Annotated in this window: 9 protein-coding genes; 5 read left to right on the top strand and 4 right to left on the bottom strand. The window is 44.8% G+C overall.

Annotation, left to right across the window (positions count from 1 at the left end; all coding sequences use genetic code 11):
* Positions 1 to 77: 77 nt before the first annotated feature.
* Positions 78 to 1064, bottom strand: coding sequence for a DUF1822 family protein (locus F6J90_RS37030; protein WP_293105934.1), 987 nt, complete (start codon positions 1062 to 1064; stop codon positions 78 to 80).
* Positions 1061 to 1936: a hypothetical protein gene (locus F6J90_RS37025; protein WP_293105931.1), complete on the bottom strand. Its 876-nt coding sequence runs from the start codon at positions 1934 to 1936 to the stop codon at positions 1061 to 1063. Before F6J90_RS37025 ends, F6J90_RS37030 begins: the two co-directional genes overlap by 4 nt.
* A 1251-nt stretch (positions 1937 to 3187) precedes the next feature.
* Between F6J90_RS37025 and F6J90_RS37020 the strand changes: the two genes are divergently transcribed.
* On the top strand, positions 3188 to 3550 hold the full coding sequence (locus F6J90_RS37020; protein ID WP_008187608.1) for a response regulator: 363 nt from the start codon (positions 3188 to 3190) through the stop codon (positions 3548 to 3550).
* Between the two features lie 102 nt (positions 3551 to 3652).
* On the opposite strand, the gene F6J90_RS37015 is transcribed toward F6J90_RS37020, so the two are convergent.
* Positions 3653 to 4969 (bottom strand): response regulator, encoded by a 1317-nt coding sequence (locus F6J90_RS37015; protein ID WP_293105831.1) that lies wholly within the window; start codon positions 4967 to 4969, stop codon positions 3653 to 3655.
* 152 nt (positions 4970 to 5121) lie between these two features.
* Between F6J90_RS37015 and F6J90_RS37010 the strand changes: the two genes are divergently transcribed.
* The 4 genes from F6J90_RS37010 (at position 5122) to F6J90_RS36995 (ending at position 14270) form a co-directional block, all read left to right on the top strand.
* Entirely contained in the window at positions 5122 to 6066 is a 945-nt protein-coding gene (locus tag F6J90_RS37010) for a chemotaxis protein CheW (protein WP_293105828.1), read from the top strand.
* Between the two features lie 23 nt (positions 6067 to 6089).
* Positions 6090 to 9194 (top strand): GAF domain-containing protein, encoded by a 3105-nt coding sequence (locus F6J90_RS37005; RefSeq protein ID WP_293105825.1) that lies wholly within the window; start codon positions 6090 to 6092, stop codon positions 9192 to 9194.
* Between the two features lie 156 nt (positions 9195 to 9350).
* Positions 9351 to 13631: a hybrid sensor histidine kinase/response regulator gene (locus F6J90_RS37000; RefSeq protein ID WP_293105822.1), complete on the top strand. Its 4281-nt coding sequence runs from the start codon at positions 9351 to 9353 to the stop codon at positions 13629 to 13631.
* A 90-nt stretch (positions 13632 to 13721) separates the two neighbouring features.
* Positions 13722 to 14270, top strand: a complete 549-nt coding sequence (locus tag F6J90_RS36995) for a hypothetical protein (protein WP_293105820.1) — start codon at positions 13722 to 13724, stop codon at positions 14268 to 14270.
* On the opposite strand, the gene F6J90_RS36990 is transcribed toward F6J90_RS36995, so the two are convergent.
* Positions 14246 to 14371, bottom strand: a complete 126-nt coding sequence (locus F6J90_RS36990; RefSeq protein WP_293105817.1) for a hypothetical protein — start codon at positions 14369 to 14371, stop codon at positions 14246 to 14248. The two genes, F6J90_RS36995 and F6J90_RS36990, sit on opposite strands and share 25 nt — an antisense overlap.
* Positions 14372 to 14473: the final 102 nt, after the last annotated feature.

Raw genomic sequence — 14473 nt, 5'->3', positions numbered from 1 at the left:
ATAGCTGATAGCTGAACGCGCACGCGTGCGCGTAGCGCTAATCGCTGATAGCTGATAGCTGATAGCTGATATTTTACCTAAATTATAAATTTTTCCGTGATACTTATATCTCCCAATTTTAATCTGACACTGAATCGTTCCTCTGGTTGGCAACTGAAATCAATTTGGATCTTGTCGTTAGTTTTTCCAGCTTGAGCTTTCATACAAGACTTTCCCGATTCATCGAGTAAATTTACCTGCAAATCTGGTGGTAAATACATTGCATCCCCCGCAGGATATAGCCGCATAAAAATATCGATATCTTCAGTATCAGGAGGTTGGAAATTAACTTGCAGCAGCAGGACTACCCCTTGACCATCTAAGTCCATTAGCTTGGCTCGCATCGTTGATCTGTCATTACCCCTTAAAGCCTCTATCCTCGGTTCTTGCTTGGAGCGCCGCTTGATACCTAACTCAGATCCTCTGAAGGAAGTAACGGTTTTGAAACTAGACCTGTACCTATACTCAGGTAGCAGTGATGGTGGTGGTTGCCAATCTGCCTGAAATATTTCTTCAAACCATTGGGTTACCCTCACCGATTTCTTAATCCAATCAATCTTGTCAATTAGTGTATCGAGAGATTGAAGATGTTCTAGGGGTAAAGGGTCTAGGGATTTAGCGATCGCATGATACGGAGCAAATCCCAATAACTCTACCTGGTCTAATTGCTCACTGAACTGCACTGCCACATAGCCAATCCGGTCTTCGGTCACTTCTAGTGGCACGTTCAAGGCTGACTGACCTGGTAGCACTGGACGACATTCCAATTTACCAATGTTGGGCAAAACCAGATCAGCTACATCAAACAATGCTCTCAAACCCGGATTCCAACAATCACTTTGAGCAAGATTACTGGGAATCTTGAGCCATTTAAGATAGTTGTTAACAGCATAAACTGCTAAAGTATTTAAATAGACGTGTTTTCCCTTCCGAGGGGTGGTTTGTTCAGCAGCAAACTGTGCTGCATAACTATGAGCGTATGGGCTAATAGAAACCTTAATGTTAGTTGATTCTGTAATAGTCATGGTTGATATCCAAACTTTTTACCAATATCTTGCAGCTTCGGCAGGCATTTTTTCTTCCAGTGAGAGTAGAGAGTTTGTTGGTTAGCGTTTAATTCTCTAGCAATCTCAGCAATTCTCTGGGGTGGTTCTTGTACTAGCAACCGCATTGCTAATAGCTGGCAATTACATTTGGGATATTTGCGGGGATGACAACTGATTAGTTTCTCATCTGGATCGTTTTTAATTTCTTCGAGAATCGCTTGACTTAGACGCTGGCGTTCAGCTGTCTGGATTTGTTCAATGTAATCATCCAGTCTACTCAAGGAAGGTCTAGGGTCTGGCAACCGGTCTTCTAGAGTCCTTGAATCCTCCTCACTGTTACCGATCGGTTGATTAGTGCTAATCCCTGGATATCTACTATCTGAGATATATAAATCTCGGATGCGCCAGCGTAAATATCCGTTGATCCAGGTCACTAAGCTTTTTTCAAGGGAGGTTGAATTTGGCTCAAACTGGTACAGATTGCGGATGACCCATTCCCAGGTTCGATTTAACGCCTCTAGATAGTCTACGTGGGAAGATTTGTAAATGCCAGGTAAATTTTGAACAACGATCAGGAGACGATTCAAGGCTTTCTGCCGCTCAGGACTTGGGTCTGGGTAGCGGGATACTTCTTCAATTAGGTTTCTTAGGATTTCATCCACAGGAGTCTTTTTCCCCAGCTGCCCTGCGTTTGGCTGCCATAGTTGAGCAACACCAATGCAGCGGTCGCAAACCAGGATACGAGAGTCTACATGGGTGAATTTTAACTGACTTTTGACTAACCAATTAAACTCCCAGTAGCTGGTATGACTGCTTATCGGCTGGATGCGCCCTGATACATTAACCACCATTGTTAATCCTCTCGATTGCTTACCCGTAGTTGTTGTAGCAAGCCTAGATAACTCAGAGGCTGGCTTTGGGTCATTGACCAGTGGGGAAGTTGGTAATGGTGGTTCACTATCATGACTAGTACTGTTTTGAACTTTCTATGTACTTATCAGCCCTAGCTGATCATTTTATGAATCCGATTTTTGGAACCCGAGCCGGTTGACTCAAAAAACTCTCCTGTGTGTTACTGCTATGTAAACAGCCCAAGAAGCCTTCTTGACTCAGCTTTCTAAAGGTTAGGCTGAGTTTGTGATAATATTGTGAGGTCTCTACAGTCAAGTCTCTACAGTGAAGTTTCTACTGAAATTTAGGATCCTAGCTTCACAGATTATAATTTTTTTTTCTTACCTTAATTCCCCATAAGCAACTCTCCTATGATTGAGGAGTATCGAGTCAGTATTTATGATTTAAACTATCTTATTAGTTGTTGCACTATTCTAGGAAATAGTTTATTCAAAAAATCACAGTTTTTTGCTAGATGATATATACCTTGTGGCAAACGTAAGCATTCAGCTATCAGCGGTCAGCCGTCAGCCGTCAGCAGACGTAACTCAGATTTATAGCACTACACATTAAAAGGACATTGATAGAAGCTGAAAAGCTTTTGTAGTGAACTTTTAGGTGCGACCCGTGGCGAATTTAATTCTTGATGCGGAAAGCGCACCTTTGCCTCTAGCATGCATGCCTTTTGCCTTGCGCGTAGCGCTATAACACATGGTTACCTATTTTCTTGATGCAGCACGGCGTGATCCATTGCTTATTAAAAAGCACCTTAGCTTAATGCTAATAGCTGATAGCTGATAGCTGACCCCTGAATGCTTACTGGCAAACTTAATTTTTAAGTCTTTAAAATTCTTGATTGCTGACTTTTAAAAATCTTTTAATTTACTCCTGTCTTCCCGATTCCTTATTTCCTACTCCCTACTTTGAAGATCCAAAACTCCGTTCGCCTTTGGCCGTAGGCCACGCGGGGCGCGTTCGCGCAGCGTCTGGCTCTGCCAGTAAGGGTGGCCCACGGCCTTAGCTCCCCTGCTCCGGAAGCTCCCCTGCTCCCCCTGCTCTGGTCACCAGGGATTTGATCTAACCCCCTTGGGTGGAAGAGCTGAGTTCACCCTGATTGAATAACAATAGCGCTATACAAAAACCGTAATTTTATCATTAATTCAACCCTTGCCATTAACAAATTTTCTGTATAAGGTGCTATACTTTAATCTATGAAAACTGTTTTGGTGGTAGAAGATAGCGTAACAGAAAGACAGTACCTAACTCGCTGTTTGCAACAAGCGGGTTTGGGGGTTACTGGCGTGGCTAGTGTTGAGGAGGCTCGGGAAAAATTATCTCACCATACGCCAGATTTAGTGGTTTTAGATGTAATTTTGCCTGGTCAAAGTGGTTTTGAGTTTTGTCGAGCCCTGAAAGTTAATCCTCACACTAGCCAGATTCCTGTAGTGATTTGCTCCACCAAAGGTACTGAGGTGGACAAAATTTGGGGAAAGATGCTGGGGGCTGATGCCTACTTAGCTAAACCAGTGACTCCAGAAGAACTGCTGTGTACCCTAGAGGAGCTGATTCAATAGTTAGTGTTTGTTGACTGTTAACCGTTGACCGTTAAGTGTTAACCGTTAACCGTTAACCTAGGACAATTCTGGATTCCCCCCACCTCCAGACTCTTCCTTCACTTACCGACTCTTGCCTTTTTCAACTGGGTCGGTCTTGGTGGGCGACGTTGTATGATACTTGCGGACCGTTGCCACTACTTTTTGATTGTTGATTGGTTTGCTAAGGAAATCAGTCGCCCCAACGATTCTGGCTCGTACCCGGTCTACAATACCATCTTTAGCAGTCAGAATGATCACTGGTGTATTGGCAAACATTGACACCCGGCGGATCTGGGCGCACATTTCGTAGCCATTAACAATCGGCATCACCAAATCCAAGAATATTAAATCTGGCTTATGTTTGAGTAGCAAAGGTAGAGCTTTGATAGAGTCTTGGATTCCTAAAAATCGATAACCTGCTGATTGAATCACGTCCTTCATGATTTTACAGGTTTGGGGGTGATCATCAATACAGGCTATTAATGCCTGATCAGACTTCTTCTGGGCTTTTTGGGTTTGGGCTTTTTGGGTACTAATGCCTGCCTTGGCGGGGAGATCTACAAAGTTGGGAGCTATCAAGTCAGGCACTTCTACTAGTTCAATCAGTTGTTTCTTAATATAAGGGTGTAGCGATCGCGTCAGCAGTAACAGATCTCGTTTGAGCAGGGCTGCTATATCTCGCAGGGTGCGTTTACCGTTGATTAGGCTTACCAAATTTTTGTAGGTGGCCACCGACGTTTGCTCTTGCAAAGCCGACTTTTGCAACAGCACCGGTGCTAAGTCAGGAGAAACATCCTCCAAACCCATTTCTGACCACTGCTGCCAGACCTTTTGAACTTGGTTAATAATTGGTTCTACCTCTAACATCCACGTTTGTGGCAAAATCCCCTGCATGGAGGGACGTACTCCCAACTGGGCATTGAGCAAGAAATTGTCAGGCTTCTTGACCCTAGTTTCAATCGTGTTTGACGACACAGAACCATTACTGGGTTGAATTAGGGTTTGCTCCGGAGAAACTAAGGTTAGGCTCTGGAGGATATCAAACAATATTTCTGCTACAGTGCCTTGAATTACAACCACAGTCTGTTGGGGGTTGATCATTCGCTTCCGTGCTAACAGCACCATCAAGTGGTAGTCCCAACACGACCCTGGCTCTATCTTTTTCAGGGCAATCCGATTAGGATTAAGCTCAGGACAATGGTAGATTATCTGCCGACGCCAACGCCTAGTGGGATGAACACTGCCAGATGCCCAGACCAAACGGCCATAGCTCAAGTAGAAGCTCCATTGCTGAGCAGTTGACACCTTCAGATCCAGTCGGCCAGTAAATTTTTCCTGACCGTAGCGTACTAGCTTAGCACTCAAGCTATTAGACGTAGATTCAACCCTGGTTTTCATTGGCCCATAAATTCACGCAATTTTTCAGGCAATTTTAAAAACGTGAGCAGTCACTATAACCAAAATTAAAAATTATTACAAATCAAGCTATTAAATACCTTGGAATTATATGTATCATAAATTTCTGAGAATTTGGATACTAACTTGGTTTGATGAGCAAAGAGCAGATTTCCAAGACAAGCAAAATTTTACAATTAGCTAAACAGGGAAACCCAAACGTCATTGCCGCCATACTGAATCACAAACTTCAGCACGAAGGTATTATAGCTAAAGTTAAACTTCACGATAGCTGTTTATTGGTTTTACTCGAAGCAGACCCCGCTCCTAAACCAGGAGCCGTGGTAAGATTTATCTACCACACAATCAGCAAGCTAAAACCAAACTCAATTGATACCGTCAAAATTTTGGGGCGTAGCCTAAGGGAGAAACAACCAGCATGGCGCAAACAAATTAAACTAGAAAGCATTCCGGTGGTGCTCGACTTATCTACTTGGCTAGAGTCAGGCTCAACGGTAAGAGCTAATCAAGTCTATTATCCTGTCTCCTGGCAGAAAAATGAACATAATTTCCAGGGGAATCAAGCTCAATTACCTCTGGCTACCTCCGTTAAGGTCAGTGTTGATGCCCAAGTTCCACCCCAAGAGAAATTTTTGCGCTTCCAGGTAGGGTCTGGTAATGGGGCTTTGTTACAGGTAAACTACATCCAAGAAATTCTGAATGTGTCGGTTGCTGGAATTTTGCCAGTCCCCCACACTCCCGATAGTGTGATTGGGATTTACAACTGGCGTGGTGAAATGCTGTGGTTGTTAGATCTAAACTATCTGCTAGGATTTCCTCCTGTTTGGCAACCCAAGGACATCCCGAGGAAAAAAATCATGGTGATCGTACTTCAAGTCAACAGCAAACTGCTGGGACTGGTGGTTTCACAAGTGGAAGAAATAGAACAGCACCATTGGCAAAACTTACAACCCCGTGATCGATTATTGCCCCTCAGATTTGGGCAATTTGTCAAAGCCTATCTTCCCGAAGCCAGCAGTATTGTCTTAGATGCCCAACGAATTGTCCAAGCAGCACTTGATATAAAGTATGAAGTATAAGCAAAATTTACTACTCTAGGCAGATGTCAGAAGCACAATGGGATGATAATGATTCAGAACTGCTATTAGAAAATCACAATCTCCTCAACGATCATACTCCGCATTTTTTTAACTCTGCTCGCCCCAACCTAGAGGGATTTAACGCTAGCCTAGACAGGCTAAAAACTGATCTAGAGCAACGCCGAAGGGTAGATAAGTTAGACCTGAAAAAAAATTTGGAGCAATTTGAATCCTTTGGTCAGGAGGTTGAGCAGTTTACGGCAGGGGTGAATCTGGAAATTCAGCAATTGAAGCTTAGCTACGAAGACGCACTCCAACAACAGTTCCAAGCCCAGCATGAAAAATTGTTAGATGTTAGCACATTAATGAGTCAAGCTGGGGACTGGGAAACCTTACTGAACAATACACTCAATGGGGTGCAACCTCTCACCCAAGCCGAGCGGGTGTTAATTTATCGCTTCACGTCTACTCGCACCGGAATAGTTTTGGCAGAAGCAGTAGAACGGGGGTGGACTCCTTGCTTAGGGGAAACCATAGATGCTACTGCTTTTGGGGCTGACTTGTCCACAGAGTATTTGCAGCAGTCAAGGGTAATTATCGATCAGGTCACCAATGATTCCGTCACCCCCTACCAACTCCAGCTGCTGGATAAATTTCAAGTTCAAACCAGTCTCAGCTTATGCTTGCCCGTATCGGGGAAAGCTTGGGGTTTGTTGGTCCTGCAGCGATGCCAGGTAAAGACAAACCAAGACAGGTCGGTCCCATCCTGGACTCCACAACAGATTAATTCCTTTCGGACTATTGCCACAGAACTATCCCTTCACCTAGCTACCCACGAGTTACGGACTCAGTTGCAACAGCAGCAGGCGCGGGAAGCAACTGTGGCGAAAGTCATTAACAAAATCCGCCGTTCTCTGGATATCAAGACTATTTTCCAGACCACGACTCAAGAAGTGCGACAGCTGCTCAAAACTGACCGAACGGTTATCTATCGCTTTAATCCCGATTGGAGTGGTGAATTGGTAGCAGAGTCTGTGGCTGGAGGCTGGATTTCTCTGCTTCAGAGCCAGACTAATAACCCCACCCTAAGGGCTGATATCAGCGAATGCAGCATCCAACAATTGGCCACTGAACCAATTAACCAGGTTGATACTTATCTTCAAGAAACCCAGGGGGGAACCTATAGTAGGGGGGAAACCTACCGGGTGGTGGAGGATATCTACAATCAGGAGTTCACCCCTTGTTATCTGGAAGTCCTAGAAAGTTATCAGGCCAGAGCTTATGTGATTGTAGCTATTTACCAGGATGAAAAACTCTGGGGATTATTGGCTACCTATCAAAACTCTGATATCAGGCAATGGAAACAGTCAGAGGTTAGCTGGATGGTGGAGATTGCAGCTGAGTTAGAAGTAGCATTGCAACATGCTGAGCTACTGGAGGCACAGCGGTTAAAGTCTGAGGAATTACGTCAAGCAGCAGAACGGGAACGAGTACTGACTAAGGTCACGGATAAAATTCAACAATCCCAAGACCTGCGCACTATTTTTAATGTTACTACCAACGAAGTTCGTAAATTCTTAGGGGTTGACCGTGTTACGATATATCGCTTCAATTCTGATTGGAGTGGCTCCTTTGTGGCTGAGTCTTTGGGTAGTGCCTGGACTTCCCTAATCCAGGAACAGACTAATAATCCCCTCATCAACAAAAATATTAGTGAATGCATCGTGAAAACGGTGGCTGGAAATACCCCTGAGCAGTTTAGCCAGCAAGCCCCAACCATCCGAGATACCTATCTACAAAGCATCCAAGGCAATCTCTCTAGCCAAGAGAAACCGTTCTGGGTGGTTAGTGATATCTACGAAGGGGATTTTTCAAGTTGTTATATCGAGCAGCTAGAGCGATATCAGGCTAGAGCCTATACTATTGTGCCCATTTTCCAATGGGATAAGCTGTGGGGTTTACTGGCTGCTTATCAAAATTCTGAGCCTAGGGATTGGCACGCAGAAGAGATTAATTGGATGGTTCAGATTGCGGCTCAGATGAGTATACCGTTGCAGCGAGCTGAGTATTTGCAACAATTGCAATCCCAATCCCAACAACTAGCAGAATTAGCATCACAGGAAAAGGAGGCTAGGGAATTATTCCAACAGCGTGCTATTGATTTGCTTACAGCTGTCCGACCTGCTCTAGACGGTGACTTGACGGTTAGAGCTCCGATTACCAATGATGAACTTGGGACGATTGCAGATGCCTACAACAACACCATTCACAGTTTACGGCAAATTGTGATCCAGGTACTCTCAGCTTCTGTGAAAGTCGCTGAAACTGCCACAGAGAGTGAAGCAGCAATTACTAAAGTTTCCCAAGAAGCCCAGCATCAGTGTCAGGAGTTGACCCAAGCCATGGATCAAATCCAGAGCATGGTTAACTCCACCCAAGCCGTAACCGCTAGCGCCCAATCCATCGACCTAGCTGTGCAAGAGGCAAACCAAAAAGTAGCATCGGGGGAGACAGCTATGAACCGCACGGTGGAGGGAATTCTAGGAATTCGGGACAGTGTGGAGGAAGCCAGCCACCAAATTAGACAGTTAAGTCAATACTCCCAAAATGTTGACCGGGTATTGAATTTGATTAGTGATTTTGCCACCCAAACCCAGCTACTCTCCCTCAATGCTGCTCTCGAAGCTACCAGGGCTGGGGAGTATGGTAAAGGTTTTGCGGTAGTAGCTGATGAGGTGCGCTCCTTAGCTCGACAGTCAGCCAAGGCAACTACGGAAATTTCTAATTTAGTTGCTGAAATCCGCACTCAGACCCGAGAGGTGATTAAAGTGACCGAAGTCGCTATCGCTCAGGTTAATACTGGCACAGAATTGGTAGAAGAAAGCAAAGGCAATCTAAATGCGATCGCATCAGCTACAGCTGAGATTAGCCAGTTAGTTGAAGGTATTACCCAGGCAACCCTAGCCCAACTAGAACAATCACAATCCGTCACCCAAACCATGAAAGAAGTTGCCGCCATATCCACCAATACCTCTGAAGACTCTACCGAGCTTTGGGAGTCCTTCAAGGAATCCCTCACCACCATCAAAAATCTACAGGCAGCTGTTGAGCAGTTTACCGTTAACTAGTTATAGTTCTACGGGTAGGGAGTGTGGGGCCCGGGCAGTGTGGGCAGTGTGGGCAGTGTGGGCAGTGTGGGCAGTGTGGGAGGGTGGGGAGGTTGGGGAGCAACTGGCGCTTTGAGATTGGTTTTAGGGATTATTATTCCCTTGAATTATATAGCGTTGATTATACTTATCAGGTACAGTCAAGTTTCTACTCCCTACTCCCTACTCCCTACTCCCTACTCCCTACTCCCTACTCCCTACTCCCTACTCCCTACTCCCTACTCCCTACTCCCTAAAAAAATGTCAACTATTGATCCAGAAACCTATCGATACTTTCTTGGGGAAGCCCAGGACTTGCTGCAAGTTATTGAACAACATTTGCTGGCTTTGAAACCAGACAAGCCAAAAAACCAACTTTATGACCTAATGCGAGCGACTCATACCCTGAAAGGCGCAGCTGCTAATGTCCAGCAAGACACCATAAAGAGTGTAGCACATTATCTCGAAGATGTCTTCCGGGCAATGTTAGCCCCTGAGGCAACCATTGATACAGAGCTAGAAACACTACTGTTTGAAGGATATCAGTGCCTCAGGATGGCACTGACCGCTGAAATGACCGGGGAGTTGAGCAAGAATACTGAGATTATCAACCGAGCTGCAGGGGTGTTTGCTAAACTGCAAGCTAAATTAGGAGATTGCTTTGACTATCAAGCCTCTCTACCCACATCAGCAGAACTTGGCTTTGATATTGTCCAATCTATCTTTGAAGTAGGAGTCAAACAACGCATCGATCACCTAGCTTCCTTGTTGAAGGTTGAAAGTTCTGAAGGGTTACAGGTTGGCAGGTTGAAGGTTGAAAGTTCTGAAGGGTTACAGGTTGGCAGGTTGGATGTTGAAAGTTCTGAAGGGTTACAGGTTGGCAGGTTGGATGTTGAAAGTTCTGAAGGGTTACAGGTTGGCAGGTTGGATGTTGAAAGTTCTGAAGGGTTACAGGTTGGCAGGTTACAGGTTGAAAGTTTTCCAGACAACCTTGAACCTTGGTCAAAAGGCCACGCTACGCGAACAACCAACACTAACCTTCAACCAAACCACCTTCAACCTTGGCCTATTGGCCACGCTACGCGAACAACCGAAACTAACCTTCAACCAAACCACCTTCAACCTCCAACCCAAACTAACCTTCAACCAAACCACCTTCAACCTCCAACCGAAACTAACCTTCAACCTGCTAACCTTCAACCTTGGCCTATTGGCCACGCTACGCGAACAACCGAAACTAACCTTCAACCTTGGCCTATTGGCCACGCTACGCGAACAACCCCCGATTATGACAAGGCTACGTTGATAGAGATTGCCGACACCTTGCGAGAACAAGCTGAAATATTTGTAGGGTTAGGGGAATCCTTGAGCTTACCAGGGTTTAAAGCAATTGCCGAACACACCCTCAGAGCCCTTGATGCTCAGCCTGAACAGGTGATGGAAATTGCCAAGATTGCCTTAAGGAATTTCCAGGAAGCTCATACCGCTGTCTTAGCAGGCGATCGCACTCGTGGAGGAAACCCCAGCCTCCCCCTTCAACAATTAGCTGGGTCACAAGAAGAGTTACAGGTTGAAGGTTCACCATCGTTGCAGGTTGAAGGTTGGAAGGTTGAAGGTTGGAATGTTGAAGGTTGTCTGGAAAACCTTGGCCAAAAGGCCACGCTACGCGAACAACCTGCAACCCAAACTCAACTTGGCCAAAAGGCCACGCTAAGCGAACAACCTTCAACCCAAACTAACCTTAAACCTGCAACGGAAACTAACCTTCAACCTGCTAACCTTCAACCTGCTAACCTTCAACCTGCTAACCTTGGCCAAAAGGCCACGCTACGCGAACAACCTTCACCACCTATCGATGAATTACTTGAGGAAACTTTTGGTAATATTTCTCTTGCACAAGAGCAAGCGAATCAAGTGTTTCCTGAAGAGGAATCTCTTGAGCCAGATAGTATACTTCCAGATAGTATATTTCCAGATACTATCTTTCTAGATGAATCTTCAGAAACTTTAGCAACAGACAATCTTAACCAAGCTCAGACTGACCCTAAGCAAGAGTCGGAGTTAGCGGTTAACCCTGAATCAGTAAAAGAATTAAAGGAAATATCAATATCTCCTTCCGATCGGGAGTCTGCTGAGGCTGGTGTGCCTTTATTAGCAGATGGCTCGATCAAGACATCAGCCACAGTGCGTGTTGATTTAGACGGTCTTAAACACCTATCTCACCTAGTTGGGGAACTACTGATTAACCAAAACCAGTTAGGATGGCAGGATGAAAACTGTCAAGGGGTAGTTGAAAAACTGTCTAATTGGCTCAAGCAACATCGCCAAACCCTGACTCAACTGCGCACTCAGCTCAAGAAGCATTCCTCTGATCAGCAAATTTCTAAGCTGTGGGATTCGGCATGGGAAGAAACCCTGCAATTGACTCAAGCTACAGAAGACCTGAGCCTGTTAGCCACTACGGCTGCTGCTAGTGTGGAACGAGAACAGCGTCTATCAAATCAGCTGAGGGATACTCTTCAATCTGTTCGGACTATACCTCTGGAACATCTGCTTAAATCCTTTCCCTCGATGGTGCAGCAGTTGTCTAATGTTCATCACAAGTCAGCGGAATTGACCCTCAGTGTGACTAATGTCCTAATTGATAAAACCATTGCTAATCATCTCTATGATGCTTTACTGCATCTAGTCCGCAATGGTTTCGACCATGGTATTGAATCTTCTGAGGTTCGCCAAGAAAGGGGTAAACCTGCTATCGGTAAGATTGAAATTCGTGCCTTCTATCAAGGAAATCGCACCATCATTGAAGTCACAGATGATGGTCAGGGACTGGACTTGGAAAAGATTTATAATCGTGCCGTGGAAACCAACCTGCTCAGTGTTGAGCACTTGGAAGCCCTGGGCGAATCACCGGAGCCAAATCAGCTATTAGACTTACTGTGTCAGCCAGGATTTTCCACTGTTTCTCAAATTAACGAGCTTTCTGGACGAGGTATTGGCCTAGATGTGGTGCGCTCCCAACTGCAACGGATTAACGGTAGGGTTAAGGTTCGCTTCCAGCCTGGTCAAGGCACGACCTTTTGCTTGCAGATCCAAGAGGCTCTCAGGAATGCCAGGGTGCTAGTGGTTCAAGCTAGTCAGGGAGTCTATGGGTTTGTGGCTAATGACATTGAACAGATAGTGTTGCCAGCATCTGAGCAAATCCAGATGGTGAGTGATCAAAAAATCCTAAATTGGCATCACAGGGGGAATGAGTATAGCACCCCCGTTTACCAACTTTCATCCTTACTGGAATACTCATCCCAACAGGTATCGACACTACCCGCTTGGAATCCCTTGCTGACTAAACCCCAACAGATTAATCCTGTCCTATTGATGAATACCGGTGAAGCATGGGTGGGACTGGAAGTGGAACAAGTACTCGAAGAGCAAGAACTGGTGATCAAGCAGCTGTCTAATGCGATCGCATATCCTCCCTATGTTTATGGTTGCAGTATTTTGGCCGATGGTCGTTTAACTCTGGTAATTGACGGTACAGGCTTACTTAACTATGTACAGCAGCTCCCTCAATCTCAGCGATCATTGTTGAAGGTTGGGAGGTTGAAGGTTGGGAGGTTGAAGGTTGAAGGTTCTGAAGAGTTGAAGGTTGGGAGGTTGAAGGTTGAAGGTTCTGAAGAGTTGAAGGTTAGCAGGTTGAAGGTTGAAGGTTCTGAAGAGTTGAAGGTTAGCAGGTTGAAGGTTGAAGGTTCTGAAGAGTTGAAAGTTAGCAGGTTGAACGTTGTTCGCGTTCGCGCAGCGTCGGCTTTGCCGAAAGCGTGGCCGAAAGGCCAAGGTTTTCCAGACAAGCTTCAACCTAATCATAGACAAGCTGATAACCTACCCTACTCGAACGCCAAAGGCGAACAACCTGATAACCTTCAACCTAATAACCTTCAACCTGCCAACTTACCCTACTCGAACGCCAAAGGCGAACAACCGGGTAACCTTTCTAAAACCTTTTTAGTTGTCGATGATTCCATTACTGAGCGACAAAATTTAAGTTTAATTCTAGAACGAAATGGTAACCAGGTGCTGCAAGCTAAAGATGGTTTAGAGGCGATAGAACTATTACGCAAAAGTAATGGTGTTGATCTGATCATCTGTGATTTAGAGATGCCACGGTTAAATGGTCTTGAGTTTTTGAGTCTTAGTCATCAAGAGCCAGTTTTAGCTGATATTCCTATTATTATGCTCACCTCCCGTAGTCAAGAAAAATACAAACAACTTGCTACGGAACTTGGCGCTATGGCTTATTTAACTAAACCGTATTTAGATGAAGATATTTTAGCAACACTTACTAACGTGTTAAGGATGAAGGATGAATTATATATAGCAAAGGGAACAGGGAACAGGGAACAGGGAACAGGGAACAGGGAGTAGGGAGTAGGGAGTAGGGAGTAGGGAGTATAAGAGAGAGTTTGACGGTTTTTTTATAACTGAATAATATCAAATTTAAATGCGCAACAGTTTATGAAAAAAGCCCGAGTTATTGTCTTTAAAATCGCTAAGTATTGGTTAGCATTACCAATGAAAGTGGTATTGAAAGTTAGGGATTTTTCCAGCAACATTAGGGAGAGTACCAGGGATAACAGACTAATCCATCTAGACAATCGAACCTTGACGCTGCTGCCTTTAAAACCAATACTGGTCAAACCTAATAAACCTAAGCTACCCCTAGAACAAGGTTTAGGGGAAACCGCTGCTGTTACAAAATCTCCTACTGATTTATCCAGTGTTGGCGAATTTTTGATCATCGTTAAAACTCCCGGGGGAGACGCCTGCGCCATACCAGTTGATCGGCTACCCACTATGATCGATTTGCCTTTATCAACGATTCGGAAATTGCCAGACTCTTACAGTCAAACCTATCTACTCGGTATGGCTAATTATGTCGCAGTTTGGCAATGGCCAAAAGGCCACGCTACGCGAACGGAAGCAGAAAAATTAACGATTTTTTTGCTAGATTTAGAACGAGCATTGAGTGTTGCTATAGGTTATAGTTCAGGGAGTAGGGAGTAGGGAGTAGGGAGTAGGGAATAGGGAACAGGGAATAGGGAACAGGGAATAGGGAACAGCGAGAAGGGAATAGGTAATAAGGAGACAAAATCTCTGTACCTCATAACTATGATAAACGCTATATAAATAGGTCATGAAGAATCTTGCTAATTTTTGATAACACCAAAAAATCCTCCAAGCTCTTGACTACTGTTCCCTGTTCCCTG

Origin of the sequence: Moorena sp. SIOASIH (assembly GCF_010671925.1) — a bacterium.
Lineage (GTDB): Bacteria > Cyanobacteriota > Cyanobacteriia > Cyanobacteriales > Coleofasciculaceae > Moorena.
Note: the sequence above shows the minus strand (reverse complement) of the source record. Positions and strands in the feature narration are given on the sequence as shown.